The following is a 25129-nucleotide window of genomic DNA, read 5'->3' as shown; positions in this document are numbered from 1 at the left end:
TAGAGTCGAACTCATGCACTGGCTAATTTCATAAAGTCCTTTTTTTGTCAACTCCTAATACTGAACCGACGCCCTAGTCCTTGTTCTAGTCCTCGTTCTAGTCCTCGTTCTAGTCCTCGTTCTAGTCCTCGTTCTAGTCCTTCTTCTCTAGCTTGTTGCTGTGCGGCTTGTATTTGTTGTTGAAAAAGTGGTGCGATCGCCATGATTAACTCCCGCTCTTCTGGTTCAGGTTCCTGTTGATTTTCGACTACTAAATGTGACTGTAGACGATACAATAATTCTAGCGCAATAATCCGCAACGGATCGTCCGTTGCTAAAGCACTTAATTGCCCGATCGCCCTTTGCTGTACTTTCCCTTTCCCCAAAATCCTCAACCACAGGGTTTCTGGGATTTCTGGCAACTGGTGAATCGCCACAATTGCTGCTCGCCAGTGCTCCGGGAAAAAATAGATTCCCTCGATCCAATTCTCAGGGTTTGGTATCCCACCAAAACCCTCCACCAGCGCTTTCGATGCTGTCGGTGTCAAAATCCACATTCGGGGCAACTGATCCTCATCATAGCGAGTATTTTCTCTTCTCGCCTGCCGCTCCAATTCACCTCGCAAATCCCATAACTTACTCATGCAGCTCAAGACTTCGCTGACAGTTACCGGATTGCGAAACGGTTCAAAAATTGCAGTTGTGTCAGCCATTTTTCCCAACAAGCCCAGGCTTGATGAGTATTCGGGAATTGCAGTACCTGGAGTGAAATAAACATCGATTTCTCGGACTTCAGAAGTCACATCGCGACCGACCTTGACTGTTCCGATCGGTGAAAGCAGTTCTTCTAGGTATTCTTTGGCAAAGCGATCGTGAATAAATCGCGTCATATAAATTAAAGTTAATTGACTGTTGACTGTTGACTGTTGACTGTTGACTCTTGACATCATTCCGATACCACCGGAATTGATATAAAAAGAGGATTTAATGAGTTCTGATCCGAGGAAATTATACAATTTAAATGCACAGCAGACCATAATTAATGGGCGGGAAAAATTTAACGATTATTCATACTTTCGGCCGCGCCACTGAGTAGGCTGATTTAAAGCAGAAATGAGAATTCGCAAAAACGCCAACGGATCGGCCAAAGGAGAAAGCCAAAATAGCCATTTACCCGATGCCTGAGTTCGATCGTAAGAAGGAGCGATCGCCAAACACAAAGCCGATCGCACTGCAACCAAAAATACATTCAATCCCAACAGCCAAAAGTGCGGAAATACACCAACCGGCGGCAGCGAACCAAACAGCAAATAGCACAACACAATCGGCACCGGCAAACCTTGAACCGCCAGCAACAGCCACAAATCGCCCCAAATTTGACCGCCCGAAGCAGCATCTTTCAAATCCAGCGATCGACCCCATTCATTCCAAGTCTCGATCGCCCCCTCATACATCCGCACCTTCAACACCTTAGCCCCATCCAAAAAGCCCACCTTAAAGCCCTTAGCAGCCGCATAGCGAGCCAAAGTCACATCATCGCAAAAAGAACCCCTCGCGACCTCATAGCCCCCCAAAGCCACCAAAACCTCGCGCCTGCACAAAAAACACTGACCGTTCGCCATCACCCGTTCCGGCACATCCCCGCCAGTCCCCGTCGGCCCGAACCGATAAACCAAAGTCATTAACAAAGCCGGTTGCAGCCACAACTCCCCCGGATACTTGAGGATAAACTGCGGCGACAGCGAAATCAAATCGTAATTTCCAGCCGCCGCCGTCTTCAGCAAACTCGCAATCAAACCCGGATGCGGCACAGTATCCGCATCTATCCCCAAAATCCACTGGCACTTCTCGGAACTTGCCAAAAAACCCGCATTCAGCGCCCACGGACGCCCTACCCAACCCGCCGGCAGCGGATCGTCGTTAATTAAGCGAAACCGGGGGTCTTTTTGTGCGGCTGCTTTGACTAAATCTCCGGTTCCGTCTACCGAATAGCTGTCAACCACGATCGCCTCTCGGAGTTCGTAACTTTGGCGGCTTAATCCTTCCAAACAAGGCGAAATGCGATCGGCTTCGTTCAAAGTCGGTACTACCGCAGTACAAGCACCTAACAAATCCAGCGTCGGCGAATCGGGTTCCAGGGGCGGGATGCGCGATGGGCCTTTAATCAAACGCGACATAAGAATGGCTGCGGCGGGCAATTGCAGCAGCAGGAGTGCGACAGGGATGATACTTGTCAGGAGATTTGGGAGGTTGGGGGCGATCATATCGATTTTAGATTTTGGATTTTAGATTTTAGATTTACAATACTGCGGACAGCTTTTGAATGTGGACTGAGCGCAGTCAGAAAAAAAGTGAGTGGAATCTGAAACCTAAAATACAGAAAAAAAGGCACTCTTTAGGCTTAGCTAAAAACACACACTAACTTAACAGACTGCGTGCTGAATATCATAGCAGGCAACTGTGGACTATTTGGAAGCCGATCGGAGCGTCATCAGGGACTATGATTTTAGGTGGCGCTGTCCTACTGATTTTGATAGTAATTTCAAGACTTTTGTTTGAGGACAACTAAAGTGATGTCATCATACACCTTTTGCTCCCCGATGTGGCGCTTCACGTCCGCAATCACAGTTTCCTTGATTTCAATAGTTGAATGCTGGCGGTTTTGTTTAACTATTTCTACAAGCCGCTTTAAACCGTATTCTACTTTATTGATATCAAAAGCTTCAGTAATCCCGTCAGTGTATAGTACAACAACATCATCTAAATTCAACTCGACGCTAGTTGATGATACGAAATCTGCAATATCGGCGTCCAGTCCAATCGGAAATCCTAAATCCATCGTATCAATTAACTCTACTTCGCCATTATTTCTTACCACAATCATTTCTTCGTGTTGACCGCTCAAAGTCAGGGTGCGTTCGCTATAGTCTAGCAAACAAAGAGTCATATTTTTATTACACTTCATCCGCTCCAAACTATCATAGATTGTGCGGTTGATTGTATCTAAGAATTTTACAGTATCGGTTTCATTATTTGTCATTAAAGTCCGCACTGCGGTTTGCACCATCATCATTAATACGCCGCTTTCTAATCCGTGTCCAGTTACATCACCGATGCCAATTTTAACTTTTCCGTTGCAGTTTAGTACATCGTAATAATCCCCGCATACTTGCTCTGCTGGTTCCATAAATCCTGCAATTTCTAAACCTTCAATCGCTTGTAGTTCTGATTCTTTGGGTAAGTTCATCTGTTGTAGTCGGCGCGTAATATCTAATTCTGCGCTGATGCGGATGTTTTCTGCGCGCAGACGGGACAGGTTAATATGAGTTTGGATTCTGGCTAACAATTCATCTTTAGCAACTGGTTTACTAAGATAATCGTTAGCACCGACACTCAATCCTTCCACTAAGTCTCTGACTTGATTTTTGGCAGTTAATAGCACGATGGGAATTTCAGTCAGAGTGTAACGCTCGCGAATTTTTTTTGTGACTTCATAACCCGTCATTTTTGGCATCATCACATCTAGCAATATTAGGTCTGGAATGAAATTGTTTTCAATCATTTCTAAGGCTTCTAACCCGTTATTAGCTTGGGTTATTGTATAATTTCTTAGGGAAAGGTAGTTGACAAGTACCTGAAGATTAACTGGTTCGTCATCTACGATCAGAATTTTTATTTGAGATGCTTTTTCTTGACCGTTTACTGTTGAAGATTGAAGCTCTTTGTCAAATAGTCCATCAGCAGCTAACTGGAAACTAGCAACGGGAAAAACATCTCGCCTTTGCTCAACTTCCCCTTCAGAAACAGGGATCGTAAAGGTGAACTTTGAACCCACACCTATTGTTGATTCTACCTTGATTTCGCCGCCGTGTAATTCGACTAGCTTTTTGGTAACGGCTAAACCTAAACCTGTACCGCCGTATTCCCGTGCTGTGGAACCGTCGCCTTGCTCAAATGATTCAAAAATGCGGTCAAATTTATCTTCAGATATTCCTATTCCTGTGTCGGAAATAGTAACAGCTAAATATGAGTGCATCACATTATCTGACTCAGAAATTAAATTGTGTTCTGTTACTAATTCGGCTGATATTTCTACCTGACCTTCAGAAGTGAACTTAATTGCATTACTGACTAGGTTGTGCATAATTTGCTCGAGGCGATTTTCATCGGCCTCAGCGGGGGGTAAGTCGGAAGAAATTTTATTAATTAATTGCAAATTTTTACCGCCGATTAGAGAGTTGCTAAACATAATAACTATCTCTGCTATTTCTCGCATCCCTACTGGCTTTAATTGTAGCTCGATATTTTTATGCCGGAGCTTTGAAAAATCGAGAATGTCATTCACTAAATTGGATAATCGGTGTCCGCTTAAAGCAATCATTAACAAGTTTTTGCGCTGAATTTCTGTGGTTTCGCCAGTAGCGCCATCAATCATCGATTCCGCAATTCCAATCATGCCATTTAGGGGAGTGCGAAGTTCGTGAGAAGTATTAGCTAAAAATTCATTTTTGAGATTATCGAGCCGTTGCAAATCAGCATTTTTAGATTCTAAAGCAGCAAAGGATTCTTGTAGTTGCTGTGCCATGCTGTTAAATGATGTAGCTAACTCTCCTAGTTCATCGGATCGTTCTATTTGGACTGTCTGTTCTAATTTGCCTTGAGCGATTTCTTTGGCTGCTCTATTTAAACGTAAAAGTGGCTGAATTACGGATTTTGCAGTCAGAATGCCGACACCCGTTGCTACGATTAATGCTGCTATACACAGCAGTATAGTTGTGTGGGTATTGGTGTTGATTTGCTCCATAAAATCAGCTTCGGGAATTACTACTACAATTAACCAGTCTAAACCGCGAATGTCTTGAAACGGCTGTACTTGAATGAATTGCCGCTTACCGTCGAGCTTAAAGTCTAATTGGTGAACGCTGTTAATTTCAGTAAGATTGCCAAAGTGTTTTTTTAACTGATTTTCTGTTGCTTTAATTAAGGGATTTTGGCTTGATGCAGCATTGACACGCTCTGTCTCCTTTCCTTTGACAAGTAAAACGGGATCGAGAGTAGATGTACTAACAAGTTCTCCTGTCGGCTCTATAATAAAAGTTTGCCCCGACTTGCCAATTTTTAAACTGTTGAGAAATTTATTGACTTCAGTGAGGGTAATGTTGACAGCGAGAACTCCCACCATTTTTCCTGATTTGTCGGAGATAGGTTGAACGCCTGTAATCAAAAGAGATTTGCTGACAAAATCAGTATAAATTTTACTCCATACAGGTTTACCAGCGCCTATAGCAGCTTTGTACCAAGGTCGAACTCGCGCATCAAAACTAGGAGTAGATGTTTTGAATTCGCCAATGCGATCGCCCTGACTATTAGCAGAATAGTAATTGAGGCTATTGTTCGTCGATGCGTCAGCCAGACCGATCTGTATTGAGCCATCTGCCACCCGTTTTGAGCCAAAAAGTTCTCCTTTTGTAGTCCCAATATAGGTATGAGTTGCTGAATCAAATGATTGGATAATATTCCAGAAGTAGCGTTCGCGGCTACTCGGTTTTTGCAAGTTCAAGTTACCTAAATAAATTGCTTTGGAATTGAGCTCGTTGAGCAAATGAGGAGTTGCCATATAGCGATCTAAATGTTCTTGAATGCGAGAACTAATTTCTGACTGCAAATGTGAAGCAACCTCATTGACAGCTTGTTGCCCATTCCGAAATGATAGCCACCCTACTAACCCTACTGTCCCAAATATTTGGAGAACAAAGGGTACGACGAGAACGATGCGGAGGGGAACTTTGTCTGAAAGTTTAGAGACTGAACGTTTCAAAGATGTTAAGGACATATTATTGCTGTTGATTTTTCAATTTGTGCAATATTTTAGAGGCTGTATGTCAATTTTAGGACTTAGGCCTTGTAACGATGTAGCAAGGGTAAGGGAAACGCTTCGTTACGCTCAAAACTACAGAAAATCCTAGTAAGCGCGTAAGTCGTGAATTTTAAAATTGAATTTTTGGCAACCCTTTCATCTGACTAACCAAGGTAGCACAAAAAAACTGTTGGTTGCGTCAAATAATAATTTATTTATAAACTTTTTAGTATATTGTGGAAGAGAAAATAGCACTCCCGCTGATATTGTGTTACCCTAGATTGAGATTATTTTACCCTATATCTCAAGGATTTCAGATGAATATAAAAATCACAAACCCTCAGTCCCCACCATTCCCATTAACGGACATCGCCATCATCGGCGGCGGTGTCTCTGGTGCTTATACTGCTTATCGTCTGATGAAGGCTAATCCTAATGAAAGTCCTGTACTTAAACGCCTTTTGGAGCTAAGCGGGAGGGAACAGATAGATGTCAGGCTCTTTGAGCTAAGCGATCGCATTGGGGGTCGGCTCTGGTCAATTAATATGCCTGGATTACCCAATATTCCGGCTGAAATGGGCGGAATGCGCTTTCTCCAGTCTCAGCAAAATGTTTATGGTTTGTGTACAAATGAACTGAACCTAGAGGTCAGCTCATTCAACTTTGCTAACAATATTCAATATCTGCGACGGCAGCGATTCAGCTTTGATGATTACCCTAATCCCCAAAAAGTACCGTATTTCCTCACGGATGAAGAGAAAGGCACCTATCCAATCGATTTAGTGACCAATGCAGTTTACAATCTCGTCCCAGAAGCTAAGGGTTTGTCCGGTACAGACCTAATCATGTTTCTCCGTAACGCTAGGGTTAAGGATGAGCCACTGTACAACCAGCCACTCTATGAAACTGGTTTTTGGAACTTGCTAGCTAGTAAGTTGAGTATAGAAGCTTACAATCTCGTGATTGCTGCCAGTGGCTATTTCTCGATATACGGAAACTGGAGTTCCTACGGCGCATTTCTAGAGTTTTTGCGGAACTATGCTGACGATAAATATTTTAAGTTAAATAAAGGCTACCAGCAGATCCCCGAAACCCTTGCGATTGAATTTATCAAGATGGGCGGTGAAGTGATAACTAACAAAAAGCTGTACAAGTTACAGGTGGAGGAATATAACGGAGAACAACTAATTGCCATGACTGTCGGCGCACCCGACAACCCGATTCGCAGCGTTCAATATGCGCGTTATGTGGTTTTGGCAATGCCGCAGCGATCGCTCGAACTACTCGATCCTGATAGCTTCATCTTCCTCAACCCACAGTTTAAGAAGGATCTGGCAACTGTCACCGCTCAGGCCTCTAGTAAACTTTTTCTCAGTTACGATCGACCTTGGTGGCAAGAACTTTCTCCGAAGATTGAGAAGGGTCGTTCTGACACTGACTTGCCGCTGCGACAGTGCTATTACGTCGGTACTGAGACAGAAGGGCAAAACAAAGGAATGTCGCTAATGATGGCTAGCTATAATGATGACCGCGCTGCCTCATTCTGGGATGGTTATTTGCAACCCGATCGCTTCGGACTGCACAATCCGCCCTATATGGGCCGTCACGGAGGTCAACTGAAACAAAGTCTGTTAGCACCTCACGATATGGTGATGGAGATCCAGCGGCAACTTAAAGAGATGCACAATTGTGAAATCCCTGACCCCTACGCAGCAATTTACCACGATTGGATGGAAGACCCGTTTGGCGGAGCCTGGTATTTTTGGAATCCTCACGTCCGCAGTTGGGAAGTTGCGCCGCGCATCCGCCAGCCTGTAGCTGGATATAATGTTTTTCTTTGTGGCGATTGCTATTCTGAAAATCAGGGCTGGGTTGAAGGGGCACTGAACACGGCTGAAATGGTTTTGGAAACTAAATTTGGCTTGCCTCGACCCGAGTGGGTTAAGGATAAAAGTTACTATTTTGGGCCTTAATTGCAATTTCATCAATTTTGCTCTATCCGTGAGGTAATTTTCTATCACAATCGGCAGCAACTTGATTAACAATTTGTTGCCCGTTACAAAGATTTGGAAAACAGAAGAAATACTGTATAGCTGAAAAACCCGGTTTCTTGTAAAAACCGGGTTTTTCAACTAGCTCAAAATTTAGTGTAAATTTTTGCTAAATCAGCCGGGGTTGCTCACTAGCAACTCACTTACGCAAAACGCCCACGGGCTGAGGTGGAATTTGGGCCGTGAGAACAGATGTCTCCAAAGACGGCATTGTTTCGGTTACGTCACCTGTTGCGGGTTTAGCGATCCAGCTTAACGCGATCGCCGGAACTACACCCAGAAGCACCGCTAGCGATGTCGGGAACCAGAACCGAGAATCCAAGGAAACTACAGTGATAATTGCTCCGAAAGCAAAGTTTACCAAATAAACAATTAAGGGCAAACCCAATTCCGATCGCTCTAATTTAATCGGTGTTTTTCTCCACAAGAAAGCTGCTACAGACATAAATAGCGCCCCCGTACCCATCCAGCCAGCCAAATTGCGGTAAGGCATCCCAAAGAAAGCCCCAAGTTCCTCAAACTCCCAAAAAGGCACAGAAGTTTGACTCATCGCCGGATCTAGTACAAAATCCCAAGCTGTTAGCAGCAAAGCACCAAGGGCGATCGCCCCTATTTGGCGCACCCAGTTGAGTTCACCTTTACCACCAGCTACTCCAGCGCGAGCAATTATGTATGAAACCAGTCCCAGATAAAACCACGAGAGGGGAATTGTAAACGGAACCAGCCCTGCAATTTTGTAGCCCAAACCGCTCAAATAATGGTAGTGCCCGAAGGGAAAACCCGTACTCGTTCCCAACAACTCGCTACTCAAGGACAAAAACACAGAAGGCACTAAAAAAGCCAGAGTTGCACCCCAACCCAATGTCCGCAAGGCATACAGAGCAACTGCTGCTGCACCAAAGATGATATAAACTACTCCACCCCCAGCCATCCCCCACTGGAATAGCGTTTGCCCTGCTGGTGGCAAATTCATCACCAATTCGGGACGGGGTAAAATCAGCAGCAACCCTGCCAATCCAAAAGCCATTGACAAGACGTGGGCAATTAGGCAAAAGCGCTCAGCAATCAAAAGTTGCTTCATGGGACTCCTCGAAAAAATATTAGATGCAGAAAGCACTCGTTAACAGTTTACAATCTTTAACAAAAAACCAACACGAATAGAGCATCAGTCTTTCCCAATCTAAAATCCACCATCTCAAATCCCAAATCGCCTGCCTTATTGCCAATTGCCCACAAGCACGAAAGGTGCCCAGAAATACGGATTCTGATACTGTGGGTTTTGCAACAGCGTTAATTGAGCGTTGCGGAGGGCTTCAGCTTTGCTGGTTTTAGAAGAAGCCAGTTGCTTGTAAAACTCAGTCATAAAGATAGCTGTAGATTCGTCGTTGACTTGCCAAAGGGTGGCGGCGGTGCTGCGGGCACCCGATCGAATTGCCGCCCCGGCCAAACCCAAAGCCGCGCGGTTATCGCCCGAAGCAGTTTCGCAAGCACTCAAAACCAAAAGTTCGATCGGCTGTTGTTTCTCCCCTGTGCGGGCTCGCAGCAGTCGATCGAACTCCTTAACATTCACTTTCTGATCCCAAGTCACAATAAAAGTATCCGCCGCATTCGAGCTAAACTGACCGTGAGTTGCCAAATGGACGATCGGGTAAGACACCGCTTTAATTCGATCCTGCAATCGCCCGCTGACAAAATCTTCATTTAGCAGCGAACTCGCCGGCATCTCGGCTGCAATTTGCTGAACTTCCTCCTTCACCCCCGGCAAAGCCGAGAAGCCTTGACGCGCTTCGGAGAGGCCAGCGGTGAGCACTTTTAACTTGACTTTGTTCAGCGGTTTCGGTGCCAGCAATTGCAATCCCGGCGCCAAAGCAATACTGTATTTTTCTACCAAAAACTTTTCACCGTCGTGCAGCACAGCCATCGGCAGATTCCGAATGTTACCGTCGAGCACAAATACCAGGGTTTTAATCCCGGCGGCGGTCAAATCCGCCTCTGCGGGGCGGATTAACCAGTCGTAAACCTGTTCGACGGGTAGCCTCCTGTCGCGGGGGAAAGCAGCAGGCCTGATGGTATTTTTGGCTTGTCTGAAGGCAGTTTCCAACTCAGCTTGAGACTTCTTCGTAGCGTAGCGGCGCAGGGGTTTGCCGGGAATTGACAAAATTACCTCCAAACGATCGCTCAAAATAATCGGATAAATCACCGCCGCTGTCGGATCGATTTCCTCGATCGACTTTGGTTTAGCATCAGCGCAAGCATCCCGAAAAAAGTTGTCCAATTCCGCCAACTGCAAAGATTCCACCGTTTGGCGCGCTAGTTTCAATTTAGCTTGACTGGGAGATTCCTCTTGCAAAAGCATCCCGACTAATTCCCGATAAACCGGTTCGGCACTTTCCCGAAACGAAAATTGCACTTCGGGATTGACTGTCACCAAATCGCCCCGCAGAGAAGACAGTACATTCACAGCTTGAGTATATTGAGCGATCGCCCCTTCTGTATTTCCCTGAGCTTTCCGAATCCGTCCCAGTTGCCAAAACAATTGGTAAGCAATATCGGGAGATTGAAACGCCGGTGCTAAACTCAAAGCCTCAGTTGTGAGATTTTCCGCTGTCTGGTACTGCTGTTGGATTTCCGATAGTTTGCCTTTCGCTGCCAGAATATAAGCTTGTATTCGTTTGTCGCCCAAACTGTTGGCTGGTTCGAGAGAGCGATCGAGCATTGTGTCAATCTCGCTTAAACTCAAAGTTTTCGCAGGCGACTGAGCTAATTTCATCAAGCTTTGAGCTAGATTAATTTGAGCGTAAAGTCCGGCGCGGTTCGACCCAAATTGAGCGGTTTGAGGTTCGAGAGAACGCCACAAAGCCTCTGCTTCCGACCAATCTTGGCGATCGAGCAACAAACTCAATTGGTTTAACTTTGCCTGAATTTGTAGGGGCGAGCGATCCGGCATCGCCTGGGCCGATCGACCATAATACTCTAGGGCAAAGCGTTCCCAATCACCCCGCTGTTCTGGTGTCAAACCCGGTTTATTGCTTTTAGCCCGTACCGTATTGCCCAGATTGAGATAAATTGCCGCCTCCTCCGATCGGCTACCTAATTTTTGGGCTGCTTCGAGTCCCGCCGAAAGCACATCCTGCGATCGTTCCAGTTGTCCCAAAACCCGCAGTACCCGCCCTAAAGCATGAATTGCCCGGACTTGTTCGAGAGAAACCGACCCATTTTTCAAAGTTTCCAAACCCGCTGCCGAAACTTCGCAAGTTTGGTTTTCCAACTTGAAAGAAGCTAACAGCATTTTGCAAGCCCTGGGATAAAGTCCGAGAGTTTCCCAAGCCCGACTTTGATTAATTTGAACTTGAAAAAGTTGAGGTTTTCTATCAATTTGCTCGAAAATTTTAGCAGCTTGCGTCCAAATCTCGATCGCATCTTGAGTCTGCCCCCGTTCGAGTTGCAACTGTCCTTGAATGTTGAGAGTTTCAGCCAAAATCCGCTGCTGTTCGGGAGTTTTGGCTTGTGTTCGCACAGCCGACAAACTCGAATTTACAGCTTTTTCTGCTTCTTCCCAAAGCCCCAACTGCCCGTAGGTTGCAGCTAAATTACTCAAAGCCGTGGCGCGATCGAGATTTTCGCCTTTTGCCTCAAACTGCGCCGCCGCTTGCTGCAACAAAGGTACAGCTTCCGAAAAACGTTCCTCTTGGTACAGAGTTCGAGCTTGTCGGACAAGCTGCACCGCTTGTGGTGGATTAACCTGAGCAATTCCGGGGGGAATCGCCACTGCTAGCAGACAGGAAATCACAAATAACAGAATTACTTGCCGGAGCGATCGGGTAAACTTCATAGTTAGAAAATAAAATTACAACCGCAGACACACCTACTAATTAACCCAAATACATCTTATTCTTTATCTGCCTTACTCCGCGTTAATCCGCCTACATCTGCGGTAAAAAAAAGCTAATTTCAACGCGGCACACAACCAGAACTCGGTCGAGGATTGCGAGAGTCAGCAGCATTACCCGGATTATATCCAACAAGCATAACTTCTCCTTTCGCATTCACCACCCAACCTTGCGCCGGAACAACTTCCCGATCGGGGATTTCCGCTTCTGCCTTCTTCGGTCGATCGGTTACATCGGTTAAACCCTCTACATTGCTCGTTGCCGAACTTCCTGCCTCTTCTACCCAAGGAAACGGCGCTGGAGCGGTGCTGAGGGCATCATTAGGACTCGATGGCACTCCTCCTTTCCCAGTAGCGGTAAATGCGCTCCCTGCCTCTTGCGTGCAGGGATTTGCAGCAATTAACGCAGTCGGATCGACAACATTTTGCGGCAGTTCCACTAAACCTTGAGCAGGATTGACGCCAGAAGAACTAAATGTAACACTACCTTGCAAAGCCGGGCCGCTACTTTGGGAAATAGCCGCAATATCGCTGGTAGGAACTAGAGAAGTCGGACTTACTTGCAACGCTGCAAATTGAGCATCGGTTAATCCCAAATTACCTCGAACCTGTTCGCGAGTGACTGATGTAAACCCAAAAACATTGGGGACATTAATATTAACCCGACCACCTTGAGCCGATCGCGCATTAGCAGTAATATCGCTATTTTCGTTGGGTAAAGCCACCAGAATATCGCTTTTAATGTTGATATTGCCACCCTCAGAAATACTTGCATCAGTTGTAATTCTGCTGCCTCGGCGTAACTGGACATCCCGTGCTTCAAGGTTAATATTTGCTCCGGGGCCGGATGCCGTCCTACCGTCAATGCTGCTTTGGTTGTCAAGGGAAATTGAATCTGCTTTGACGTTAATGTTACCAGCCCGTCCCGATCCCAAAGCTTGCAGATTGAGTGTTCCTTCATTGCGAAGAATCAATTGCCCGACATTCAGATTCAACGAACCTCCGTTAGCCGTAGCATTAGGATCTATAATGTCAGACGCAATCCCAACCGAAGTCTGAATTTGACTGTTAAATTCACCTTCACCCCCATTACCAATAACTTCTACACGACCCGCATCAATTGTGATACTTCCTGCATCTCCTTGGCCTAAAGATGCAGTGCTAATAACTCCTCCATCCCGGAGAGTCAGTACAGGTGTAGAAATGTTGATACTCCCTCCCCGATTAGCAGTATTGGCATCAGCGCAGATGAAACTGGGATTCCGACTCCCGTTGGCCAAAACTCCAGAAAAACCCTCGACAGTTACTGACTCAGTGGCCCTAACTGTCAAATTACCTCCTCGCCCCCCAGTTGTATTCAAGGGTTGGTTGCCCACAACTGCTCCGCTAGATAAACTAATTCCGCCTCCTTCAGAGATAATCAACCGCTTCGTGTCGATATTAATGTCCCCGGCTTGCCCATTCACACCGCTCGCAGTTGACCCAATTAAACTTGCTACGGGACTTCCAGTGGGAGTCCGCAGCACTTCTACTGATTCATTCGCTTTAATGTTGATATTCCCCGCTCCTCCTTCACCGCGGGTGATGCTGATCAGAGCAGCACCATCGCTCACGGTTAAACGTTCTCCCTCAAAGGTGATATTTCCTCCCGTACCCGTACTCCCCAAAAGTGGGCCACTGTGGATTGCAGAAGCGACCATATCTAAAACCCCGGCACGGATGGTAATATTTCCGGCGTTGCCAGCACCTAACGTGGTGGTAGTCAATGCGCTTCCATTGTCTATCAACAGTTTTCCCGTATCAATCGTGAGGTTTCCGGCGGCTCCCATGCTATTAGTGCCAGTGATTAGGACAAGTTGGGGGTCAAAAGGGTCGAAAGAGCCAGATACCGTATAGTTACCACCAAACACTCTATAGTTATCTAATCCAATTCCGAGCGTTTCTACTGAGTCGGTAGCGCGGATGTTGATAGCGCCTCCGGCACCACTTCCTGCTGTCAGCGTAGACATTTGCGCCCCACCTTGGGCCCGAAACTGTTGAGCGTTAATATCGATGCCCCTACCATCGATATTTCCCAAAGTCAGTGCATATATTCTGCCATTGTTGAGGCTGACATTTCCACCTCGAATATCGACTTTGCCACCACCGATTCCACTGGTATTTATCCGTGAGCCGTTGGTTATTTCAATATTACCAAAGTTGGAAATCTTGTCATAGTTTAAACTTACTCCAAATGGCGTTGCCCCCAATCCAACCATCCCCGGACTAGCGACGCTACCCAGCAAAATTTGTCCGGTAGATGCAGTGAGTGTTCCCTGATTTAATTCAATATCTCCTCCCACTAGGGCGAGAGTTTTTCCGGGCTGCACTGCTAAGCCAATGTTATTAAAAATCGGCGGGAAGCCGGGAGGTAACTCTGGTAAACTCAAGGCGGGTGCTGCTGAATTATTAATGATTTTTCCCGGATTTTCTCGGAAGTTTAAACCGATAGGTATGTTGACATTTAACAGCGGGATTGATTGGGGATTGCTGCTGCTGAATTGATCGCCATTATCGAAAACTACGCTATCTGCTGAACTTGCTAAAAATGAACCACGCAAATCTAACCGCGCATTGGGGCCGAAGACAATTCCTTTGGGATTGAGTAAGAATAAGTTGGCATTTCCTTGGACTCCCAACACACCTAAAATATTAGAAGGGTTTCCACCCGTAACGCGGGTAAAAATATTCGCAATCCCGTTAGGATTGGCAAAATATGCTCCTCTGTTTTCACCCACGTTAAATTGTTGGAAACTATGAAATAAATTGGCCCCGCGAGTTGCACCGCCAGTGATTCTATCTGAGGGTAAGTTGTTGATAGTATCGGGAACAGTCCGTGAACTTTCCGCACCCAGGGTATTATCGGGGATGATTTGGGCTACGGCCCGGAAAGGACACAGCAGTAAGAATGCAAAAAATAGGGCGCAAGATTGGCGGGGCATCTTTTAAGTCTGGTTAATTTAATATTAGGAAAATAGCGAAGGGTTAGCTAAAAACTGAACATTACCTATTGAGGTACGCACACACCCGTCGGTTTCGGACTGCGAATAGATGCACCATTACTTAAATTATACGCTACCAGCCTTACTTGTCCTTGCTCATCTATTACCCAACCTTGAGCGGGAATAATTTCTTTTTGCCGAATTTCTAGGGATGTTCTTTCGCCTTCTACTTGCTGAGTTCCACCTACCGCTGGTTCCACCCAATTAAACTGGCTATAATTGCTGCTGAGAACATCATTAGGACTTGCAGGCACTCCTCCTTTCCCAGTGACGGTAAATGCGCTCTCGGCCCCTCGGATGCAGGGATTTGCCACAATTAACGCAGCCGGATTCACCACATTTTGCGGCAGTTCTACTAAACCTTGAACGGGATTCACTCCCACAGAACTAAATGTTACCGCCCCTTGCAAAGCCGCGCCGCCACTTTGGGAAATCGCGGCGATGTCGCTGCTAGGAATTAGAGAAGTCGGACTTACTTGCAACGCTGCAAATTCGCCGTCACTGAGCCCCAACCTGCTTCTGACTTGTTCGCGGCCGACTGCTGTAAAACCAAACACATTGGGGACATTGATATTCACGCGGCCGCCGCCTGCGGTGCGGGCGTTGGCTGTGATGTCGCTGTTTTCTTGCGGGAGGGCGACAAGAATATCACTGTTGATGTTGATATTGCCGCCGTCTGAAGTGCCTGCATCGGTGGTAATTTGGCTGTTGCGGCGCAATTGGATGTCTCGCGCTTGCAGGTTAATATTTGCTCCAGTACCGGATACAGTCGTACCGTCAATCATCGCTTTGTTATCAAGAGCGATCGAATTTGCGACAATATTGATATTACCAGCGCGTCCGGTTCCCGTAGCCTGCACTGTCACTGTAGCTCCATCTCGGACAATTAGTCGATCGGCATTCAGATTCAACGAACCCGCATTGGCCGTAGCATTGGGATTGACAAAATTCAGCGCCCTGCCAGCCGAAGCCTCAATTCTACTGCTGAACCCACCGCTATTCCCACTGCCTTGGACTTCTGTGCGATCGGCATTAACTGTAATATCTCCTGCATCTGCTGCACCCAAAGAAGCCGCAGTAATAATACCCCCATTTCTTAGAGTGAGCATGGGCGTAGAGAGGCGGATATCTCCACCCATACCAGAGCTTGTACTTTGAGTAGCCAGAGCACTTGGTGCGAAGCTCGCACTCCCCAAAACTCCAGACACGCCGCTCACTTCTATAGACTCTGAAGCTCTGACAGTTAAATTTCCTCCAGCCCCCCCACTGGTAGAAAATACGTTTTCACCAATAATCGCACCAGTCGATAAAGTAATTGCAGCTCCATTAGAAACACTCAGCCGCTTAGTGTCGATCGTAATATCCCCGGCTTTCCCATTCCCATCGAAAGAGTTCGTGCCCAGTACAGTTTGTGCCCCATTTCCAGGGAGGCTCCCCGACAATTCTACAGATTCATTCGCTTTTATCGCGATATTCCCCGATGCTCCATTATTGCGGCTAATACTGACGAGATTGGAGCCATCGCGCAGGATTAACCGTTGTGCGTCAACAGTTATGCTTCCGCCAGAGCCGGTACTTTCCGTCGTTGTGCCGTTATTGATCGCAGAACTGACGAGATCGACGGTGTTAGCACGGATATTCAGATTTCCGCCATTTCCTGCACCCAGGGTGCCGGTACCGCCCACTACCCCATCGCGCAGCCGCAGCCGTCCGGTGTCAATGTTAATGTCTCCGGCGGCTCCATTGCCAACAGTACCAGTGATTAGAAGAATTTGCGGGTCAAAAGGATTGAGCGTTCCTGATGCCAGAAATTGGCTGTAAAACCGCTGATAGCCTTCAGTTCCCAGGCCGATCATTTCTACTGACTCAGTAGCGTGGATGTTGATATTGCTCCCCTTCCCCTCTCCCACTGTCGGGGTGAAAATTTGTGACCCTCTCTCTACTCGCAAGTTTTGAGCATTGATGTCAATGCCTCTACCATCAATATTTCCCAGTGTCAGTCCATAAATTCCCGAACTACTGACGGCGATGTTTCCACCTCTGATGTCAATTTTTCCCCCTCCTAATCCGCTGGTATTTATAAATGCACCGTTCATTTCAATATTGCCGAAGTTCTGAATATTTCCGTAGTTTAAATTCAGACCTAAAGCTGTCGGTTCAAATTGTACTAAACCAGGACTTTTGACGCTGCCAAGTAATATTTGTCCGGTATAAGCTGTTAAATTTCCGCCTTGTAGTAGAATGTCACCGCCAATTAATGCTAAAGTTTGACCGGGAGCTACTGCTAAACCAAGTTTGTTAGAAACAGGAATTTCTACGGGCAAGGGCGGTAAGGTTGGTGTGGGGCCGATTGCTTGCGAAGAGTTAACAATTGTGCCGGGATTTTCTCTAAATCTCAAACCCACAGGAATATTAATTGCTAACAATGGCACTGCATTAGAATTAGCTGCACTAAATTCAAAGCCATTATCAAAGAGAACGCCGCTACCAGTTGCACCAATAAATGAGCCGCGCAAATCTAACCGAGCATTGGGGCCAAAGACAATCCCTTTTGGGTTAATTAAAAACAGGTTACTATTTCCTAAAACTCCCAGAGTTCCTAAAATATTAGAAGGGTTGCCACCAGTAACGCGGGTAAAAATATTCGCAATCCCGTTAGGATTGGCAAAATATGCTCCTCTGCCTTCACCCACATTAAATTCTCGTAAACTGTGAAATAAATTTACTCCGCGAGTTGCACCGCCAGTGATTCTATCTGAGGGTAAGTTGTTGATAGTATCGGGAACAGTGCGCGAACTTTCCGGCCCCAGGGTATTATCGGGGATGATTTGGGCGACGCCGGGGAAAGGACACAGCAGTAATAATGCAAAAAATAGGGGGGAAGATTGGCGGAGCATCTTTGAAGTCTGGTTAATTTAGTATTATAAAAATAGCGAGGGATTAGCTAAAACGTGAAGAGTACCTATTGAGGTACGCAAACACCCGTTGGTTTCGGACGGAGAATAGAGGTACCACCACCAGAATTATAGGCTACCAGCCTTACTTGTCCTCGATCGTCTATTACCCAACCTTGAGCGGGAATAATTTCTGTTGGCCGAGTTTCTAGGGATGTTCTTTCGCCTTCTACTTGCTGACTTCCACCTACCGCTGGTTCCACCCACGGAAACTGCGATGGAGCGCTGCTGAGAACTTCATTAGGACTCGGTGGCAATCCCCCCCGCCCAGTCACAGTAAACTCGTTCTCGGCCCCGTGGATGCAGGGATGTGCAGCAATTAACGCAGCCGGATTCACCACATTTTGCGGCAGTTCCACTAAACCTTGAACGGGATTCACTCCAACAGCACTAAATGTTACCGCCCCTTGCAAAGCCGCGCCGCCACTTTGGGAAATCGCGGCGATGTCGCTGCTAGGAATTAGAGAAGTCGGACTTACTTGCAACGCTGCAAATTCGCCGTCACTGAGTCCCAACCTGCTTCTTACTTGTTCGCGACTCGCTGCTGTAAAACCGAAGACATTGGGGACATTGATATTCACGCGGCCGCCGCCTGCGGTGCGGGCGTTGGCTGTGATGTCGCTGTTTTCTTGCGGGAGGGCGACAATAATATCACTGTTGATGTTGATATTGCCGCCGTCTGAAGTGCCTGCATCGGTGGTAATTTGGCTGTTGCGGCGCAATTGGATGTCTCGCGCTTGCAGGTTAATATTTGCTCCAGTACCGGATACAGTCGTACCGTCAATCATCGCTTTGTTATCAAGAGCGATCGAATTTGCGACAATATTGATATTACCAGCGCGTCCGGTTCCCGTAGCCTGCACCGTCACTGTAGCTCCATCTCGGACAATTAGTCGATCGGCATTCAGATTCAACGAACCCGCATTTGCCGTAGCATTGGGATTAGTACCGAATGTCTTGCCCACTGAAGCATCAATTGTACTGACAAACAAACCGTTATTTCCGCTGCCGCTGACTGAAATGCGATCGGCATTAACAGTAATATTCCCCACATCTCCAGAGCCCAAAGAACTCGTAGAAACTATCCCTCCATCCCGCACGGTTAGGCTTGGCGTATCAATCCGAATATCCCCGCCGCGACTAGAACTCAAAGTTCCAGAACTCAGTGCACTAGCACTCTGAATTCCGCTGGTCAAAAGTGGAGAAATACCTGAAATTTCTACTGATTCAGTCGCCCTAACTGTTAAGTTTCCAGCAGGCCCGCCCTCCTGAGAAAACAAAAACCTGCCCACTAAAACACCCGTTCCTAATGTAAATGCCGAACCTCCAGAAAGAGTCAAGCGCTTCGTATCAACGTTAATATTCCCCGCCCTTCCGGTAGAACCGATACTCAGCGTGCTGATTCCAGTTGACACAACTGTTCGCGGGCCGGTGTTAGACAATTCTACCGATTCAGCAGCTTTAATGTTGATATTCCCCGACGGGCCGCTGCTGTAACTTGTGGTACCGAGAAGAGAACCGTCGCGCATAATTAATCGATTGACATCAACAGTAATACTTCCTCCCGCGCCGGTACTTTCTTTCGCTGTCCCGTTGTTGATTCCAGAACCCACCATCTCAAAAGTATTGGCGCGAATGATTAAGTTTCCTCCCCTTCCAGCACCAAAAGTTATCCCGCTACCTACTACCCCATTGTTGAGGAGCAGGCGGCCGGTGTCGATCGCGATACTCCCCCCCGCACCAGTACCCGCACTAGCATTAAACAGGGTAAATAGCGGGTCAAACGGGTCTGCGGTTCCCGATACCAGATACTTAATTACAACTTGTTGATAGCCATCAACTCCCAGCCCGCTCATTTCTACTGAATCAGCAGCGCGCAAGTTGATATTACCTCCTGCACCATCTCCGAGAGTCAGGGTAGAAAATTGCGTTCCGTTTTGCACTCGCAAATTTTGGGCGCTGATATCGATACCTCTACCGTCAATATTCCCCAGTGTCAGCGCATAAATTCGTGCACCGCTGATGGCGACATTTCCACCTTTTAACTCTACTCGGCCGCCCCCACTTCCGCTGGTGTTAATAAGTGTTCCATCAGATATTTGAATATTGCCGAAGTTCTGAATATTGTCATAATTAACAGTTAAATTCCCCTGCTGAGTAACAGGAGGAGTCAGTGCAAAATTAACTAAACCGGGACTGGCGACGCTACCGAGTAAAATTTGTCCGCCGCTGGCGGTTAAATTGCCGCCTGGGATTTGGATGTCGCCGCCAATCAGTGCTAAAGTTTGACCTGCTTCTACTGCTAAACCCACTCGATCGCTAATTGGGATTGGCACAGCAGAGACTGGCAGGTTTACCTTTCCTATAGCCGTCGATTGATTGACAATTGCACCGGGATTGTCTCTAAATCTTAAACCAACGGGAATATTAACTGTTAACAGCGGGGATGTTTGCGGGTTGGTGCTGCTGAATTCAAAGCCGTTATTAAACACAATGCTCTCAGCCGTTGAACCGATAAACGAACCGCGCAAATCTAACCGCGCATTCGGCCCGAATATAATTCCTTTCGGGTTTATTAAAAATAAGTTGCCGTTGCCTAAAACTCCCAGAGTTCCTAAAATATTGGAAGAGTTTCCCCCCGTAACGCGGGTGAAGATGTTGGTAATTCCGCGGGGATTTTCAAAATAAGCTCCCCGCCCTTCACGGATGTTAAATTCGCGCAAGCTGTGAAAGAGGTTAACGCCGCGAGTTGCGCCGCCAGTGATTCTATCTGAGGGTAAGTTGTTGATTGTATCGGGAACTGTGCGCGAACTTTCCGGGCCCAAAGTGCCGTCTGGGGTGATTTGGGCGATCGCACTTCCGGGAAAAAGGCACAAATAACAACTCAAAATTAAAAGGTAAATCCATCCTGAAATATAGCGTTTTTCAGAGTAGGGAGACGGCAGTGCCAAGGCGCGACAACTTAAAATTGAATCCCATAATAAATCTCGCTTGCAGCCGAGTCGAGATCCCCCTAAATCCCCCTTAAGAAGGGGGACTTTGAAAATATCTCTTGTCCCCCCCTTATTAAGGGGGGCTAGGGGGGATATCGACTTCGATACAAACAAAATAGACGGTCGGTTTGAGGTTAACTTGTCACGCCTTGGCAGTGCCGTATCCCTACTGTATTTCAGATAATTCAAAACTGAAATATAGTCTTTGTCTCGGTCTTTTATTCCGTTAAATTTGGGTAATTGCCAGAAGTAGAGATATGGGAAAACCATAATTAACCTTTTCTTTTGTTAGCTGACAAAAGCGAGAAATTTTAAACCATTGGCTATTTTCTGGTCATCCGCAGTGGTGACAACTTAAGCCTCTAGCCCAAGCGTATTGTTTTATGAACGGGCAAGATGCCCGTTCCACAAGAAAAAAATCTACTCTTTGTGGAACAGGCATCTTGCCTGTTCTTGAGAATGGTGCAAGACGTGAGTTGTCATCAAGGGGTCATCGGGGCGGACAAACCGATACAGAATGCCTCGTGCGATCGGGAAATTGGCCTGCAGTTTCCACAGCCACAAGCATAACTTCTCCTCGAGCATTTACCACCCAACCGCGAGCCGGAACAACTTCCCGATCGCGCATTGGGCCCAATTCCGTCTTCGCTCGATCGGTTACATCTCGTACATTGCCCGTTGTCGAACTTCCTGCCTCTTCCACCCACGGAAACGCCGATGGAGCGCTGCTGAGGGCATCATTAGGACTCGGTGGCACTCCTCCTTTCCCAGTGACAGTAAATGCGCTCTCGACCCCTTGCGTGCAGGGATTTGCCGCAATTAAAGCAGTCGGATCGACAACATTTTGCGGCAGTTCCACTAAACCTTGAGCGGGATTCACCCCAGAAGCACTAAATGTAACAGTACCTTGCAAAGCCGGGCCGCTACTTTGGGAAATGGCGGCGATGTCGCTGGTGGGAAGCTCAGATGTAGGAGTTACTTGCAAAGCTGCAAATTGAGCGTCGCTCAGCCCCAACCGATCTCTCACCTGTTCGCGGCCCGCTGCTGCAAAGCCCAAGATATTCGGGACATTGACATTAACGCGGCCACCTGCAGCGCTGCGAGCGTTAGCGGTGATGTCGCTATTGTTTTGCCCCACTAGGATATCGCTGTTGAGGGTGATGTTGCCGCCGTCGGCAGCACCCGCATCGGTGGTAATTCGGCTGTTGCGGCGCAATTGGATGTCTCGCGATCGCAAGTTAATATTAGCCCCGATACCCGATACAGTCGTGCCGTCAATGCTGCCTTTGTTGTTGAGGGTGATCGAATCTGTGACAACATTGATGCTGCCAGCCGCCCCCGTTCCATAACTCTGGACGCTAACCGCTGCGCCGTCTCGGACACTCAACCGGCCCGTTGCAATGCTCAAGCTTCCCGCGGCACCAGATGGAGGTTGCAGCCCCAACAAAGTCTGGTACAGCAAATCTCCCGAAGCTGTGCCGATGGTGCTGGGAAAGATGCCGTCTCTGGTAGTTCCGGCTATTTCCATCGATTCCGAAGCCACCACAGTCACATTTCCCCCTTGTCCCGTACCCAGAGTTGAGGCTCCGATAGCTCCTCCGTCTCGGACAATCAACCGTCTGGCGTTCACCGTCACATCACCGCCTTTGCCACCCCCAGCCGTTCCCGCAGCGATTAGACTTCGGGAAGGGCGAGCGCCCGGTGCGGTGCCGAGCACTTCCACCGAGTCTGAGGCGTTGATGGTGATGTTTCCGCCGGGCCCCCCCGCAGGAATCACCTGCTCTGCAGTTCTCGCCCCGCTCGAAGAAGTGATGCTAGCCCCTGCTTCGACGCGCAGGGAGCGGGTGTTAATTTCAACGTTTCCTGCCCTTCCCGTGCCGCCAATACTGTTAGCGACTAGAGCCGTACTCACAGGGCTATCCGATCGCTCTCTCGCTACTATTACCGAGTCAGAAGCTCTCACGCTCAGATTTCCGCTGTTCCCGGCACTAAAAGTCGAGGGCGAGACGATGGCTCCGTCGGTGACACTCAGTTGACCGGTTTCGATAGCGATACTGCCTGCATTTCCGCTGTTAAAAGTTGTGGTCAACAGCCCGGAGGCGTTGATTTCTACCGATTCAGAGGCTCTAATTGTCACGCCAGAGCCGTCTCCCGTACCGAGTGTAGGGTTGAGTATTACCGATCCGTCTCGAATAGTTAATCGTTTGGTGTCGATCGCGATCTCCCCGGATCTGCCGGCACCGAGGGTTCCGGTAATGATGCTGCTTTCGCGCTCGGCGATATCTCCCGGCTGTTGTGCTGCTGCACGATCGAGAAGCCGTCGCCGAAAGTTCTCAAATCCTATTCCCTTGAGTTCTATATTCTCGGCGGTTCGGATTTGGATCGGGCCTCCGGCTCCGCTTCCGGTAGTGGTGGAGCCGACAAAGGCTCGATCTAATAGGCTAAATCGTGCTGCTTCGATCTTGATGCCGCGGCCGTCTATGTTTCCCAAGGTATCGGATACTAGGCTCGATCGATCGCGCAAAGTCACATTTCCTCCCCGGAGTGCGATCGCGCCCCCACCGGGCCCGCTCGCCGTCACCGCCGATAAACCTGATAATTCAATGTTGCCCAAATTGGCAACATTTGTATAATCTAAACCTAATCCTATGGGCGTGATGTTGAAGCTTACAAAACCCGGACTTGCCACACTTCCTAATTGAATATTGCCACTAAAAGCGCTGGCAAAACCATTATTAAAGATTAAATCTCCTCCTACCAGTGCTAAGGTTTGACCGGGAGGAACTGCCAACCCGACGGGAATTGTTGTGTCTTGAATAACTTGGGTGACACTGGAAGTGTTGACAATTGCGCCGGGATTCTCTCGAAATCTCAAACCCACCGGAATATTAACCGTCAATAGCGGCGCTGCTTGGGGATTGGCGCTGCTAAATTCAAAGCCGTTATTAAATACAATGCTGTCAGCAGTTCCAGCCAGAAAAGAGCCGCGCACATCTAACCGAGCGTTCGGCCCGAATACAATTCCTTTCGGATTAATTAAGAATAAATTGCCGTTTCCCAAAACTCCTAGAGTCCCTAAAATATTTGAGGAGTTGGGGCCCGTAACGCGGGTAAAAATATTAGAAACTCCGCTAGGATTTTCAAAATAAGCTCCCCGCCCTTCACCAATGTTGAATTCCCGCAAGCTGTGAAATAAATTAACGCCGCGTGTTGCTCCGCCAGTGATTCTATCTGAGGGTATGTTATTGATAGTATCGGGAACCGTGCGGGAACTTTCCGGGCCCAGGGTATTATCGGGAATGATTTGGGCGATCGCGGAAGTGGGAAATAGCAACAGGAAGGCAAACAGTAGGGAGTAACTTACGGCCCGGCTAGATGCCCAACCCATATTCCCCAAAATAAAATCTACTCTTTGTGGAACAGGCATCTTGCCTGTTCTTGAGAAGGGTGCAAATAGTAACGAGTAATGCAAGGGAGACATAAAAACACTCTTTCCAGGATAAAGTTTATCGGTGTAAGCTCAGCTAGTTTCTCTAAATGTTTTGAATTTGGCTGCTGAGTACAAGTTGCTCGACTGTGATTTCTAGTTCGGGAAAAGTTTTAGACATAATGCGCTCATTACCTGTAAAACTTTGAACTAAATAACTGCCATTTTCCAAAAAGTAAACGAAAACGGTGGGATTTTTGGGATTTCCTAGATAAGCCCTAGAAGCGATCGCTAAATAGTCCACAATCCAATACTCACAAATGCCGAGCCTTTGATACTCATCTAGCTTATCCACATAGTCGTCTTCCCAGTTAGTTGAGGCAACTTCTACTGCTAATTGGATAGGTTCGGTAAGGGCTCCGTAGCCACGTACATTACTGTTCCATACTGATGCCTTAACCACGCCAACATCAGGATTTCTGCCTTGTTCTTGTCCTGAAGCTGTTATTGTTCTGAAAACTATATCTTTGTCAACGATATAGTCAAGTCCCAAACGCTCGCTTTCTCTGTCGAAAGACTTAACAAGAAATCGTGCCACATTTTTATGAGCTCTGGTTGCTTCCACTTTGACAATCTCTCCATTTACCAGTTCGTAGATGCCCGATCCGTCTGGATACTTTTCGAGAAACTCTGCAAATGTTAGTTTAGTTTTTGTCTGAACCATAAAACCAGCCCTCTTGTGTTAACTAAGTTATACAATTGAGACTTGAGATTTGAGATTTGAGAGTTGAGATTTTATATCATTTCCGGTAACACCGGAATGATGTTGACTGTTGACGGTTGACTGTTGACGCAGTGAACAGTAAGGAACCCCACGCTTAAAAGCGGGGGCTTTTGGGAAGTCCGGCTCGTTCCGAGCGGTGCAAGAAGAAAGCCCG

The 25129-nt window shown here is 47.3% G+C and carries 11 protein-coding genes; 1 reads left to right on the top strand and 10 read right to left on the bottom strand.

The genetic code is table 11. From position 1 onward, the window contains the following. Positions 1 to 47 precede the first annotated feature (47 nt). The 3 genes from QUB16_RS27200 to QUB16_RS27190 form a co-directional block, all read right to left on the bottom strand. Complete coding sequence (locus tag QUB16_RS27200) at positions 48 to 929, bottom strand: flagellar assembly protein H (protein ID WP_333320989.1); 882 nt, start codon at positions 927 to 929, stop codon at positions 48 to 50. A gap of 114 nt (positions 930 to 1043) precedes the next feature. Then, the gene (cruG, locus tag QUB16_RS27195) at positions 1044 to 2243 is read right to left on the bottom strand and encodes a 2'-O-glycosyltransferase CruG (RefSeq protein WP_333320987.1); all 1200 of its coding nucleotides are present in this window, start codon (positions 2241 to 2243) and stop codon (positions 1044 to 1046) included. A 278-nt stretch (positions 2244 to 2521) separates the two neighbouring features. Next, a complete protein-coding gene (locus QUB16_RS27190) occupies positions 2522 to 5812 on the bottom strand; it encodes a SpoIIE family protein phosphatase (RefSeq protein WP_333320985.1) in 3291 nt (1096 codons plus the stop codon). A 341-nt stretch (positions 5813 to 6153) separates the two neighbouring features. On the opposite strand from QUB16_RS27190, the gene QUB16_RS27185 reads away from it, so the two are divergent. Then, on the top strand, positions 6154 to 7809 hold the full coding sequence (locus QUB16_RS27185; RefSeq protein WP_333283642.1) for an FAD-dependent oxidoreductase: 1656 nt from the start codon (positions 6154 to 6156) through the stop codon (positions 7807 to 7809). 217 nt (positions 7810 to 8026) lie between these two features. Here the strand turns inward: QUB16_RS27185 and cruF are convergent, their stop codons facing one another. The 7 genes from cruF to QUB16_RS27150 form a co-directional block, all read right to left on the bottom strand. Further along, complete coding sequence (cruF, locus tag QUB16_RS27180; protein ID WP_333320983.1) at positions 8027 to 8968, bottom strand: gamma-carotene 1'-hydroxylase CruF; 942 nt, start codon at positions 8966 to 8968, stop codon at positions 8027 to 8029. 135 nt (positions 8969 to 9103) lie between these two features. Continuing rightward, entirely contained in the window at positions 9104 to 11719 is a 2616-nt protein-coding gene (locus tag QUB16_RS27175; RefSeq protein ID WP_333320981.1) for a CHAT domain-containing protein, read from the bottom strand. A gap of 119 nt (positions 11720 to 11838) precedes the next feature. Further along, complete coding sequence (locus QUB16_RS27170) at positions 11839 to 14757, bottom strand: two-partner secretion domain-containing protein (protein WP_333320979.1); 2919 nt, start codon at positions 14755 to 14757, stop codon at positions 11839 to 11841. 65 nt (positions 14758 to 14822) lie between these two features. Further along, the gene (locus QUB16_RS27165) at positions 14823 to 17714 is read right to left on the bottom strand and encodes a two-partner secretion domain-containing protein (protein ID WP_333320977.1); all 2892 of its coding nucleotides are present in this window, start codon (positions 17712 to 17714) and stop codon (positions 14823 to 14825) included. Positions 17715 to 17779: 65 nt separating this feature from the next. Next, a complete protein-coding gene (locus tag QUB16_RS27160) occupies positions 17780 to 20674 on the bottom strand; it encodes an S-layer family protein (protein WP_333320991.1) in 2895 nt (964 codons plus the stop codon). A 580-nt stretch (positions 20675 to 21254) separates the two neighbouring features. Further along, entirely contained in the window at positions 21255 to 24191 is a 2937-nt protein-coding gene (locus QUB16_RS27155) for a two-partner secretion domain-containing protein (protein WP_333320975.1), read from the bottom strand. Positions 24192 to 24297: 106 nt separating this feature from the next. After that, the gene (locus QUB16_RS27150) at positions 24298 to 24915 is read right to left on the bottom strand and encodes a Uma2 family endonuclease (protein ID WP_333320973.1); all 618 of its coding nucleotides are present in this window, start codon (positions 24913 to 24915) and stop codon (positions 24298 to 24300) included. Positions 24916 to 25129: the final 214 nt, after the last annotated feature.

Origin of the sequence: Microcoleus sp. D3_18a_C4 (assembly GCF_036702415.1) — a bacterium.
In the GTDB taxonomy this organism is placed as follows: domain Bacteria; phylum Cyanobacteriota; class Cyanobacteriia; order Cyanobacteriales; family Microcoleaceae; genus Microcoleus.
The sequence above is the reverse complement of the archived record's forward strand: the minus strand, read 5'-3'. Positions and strand labels throughout refer to the sequence as shown.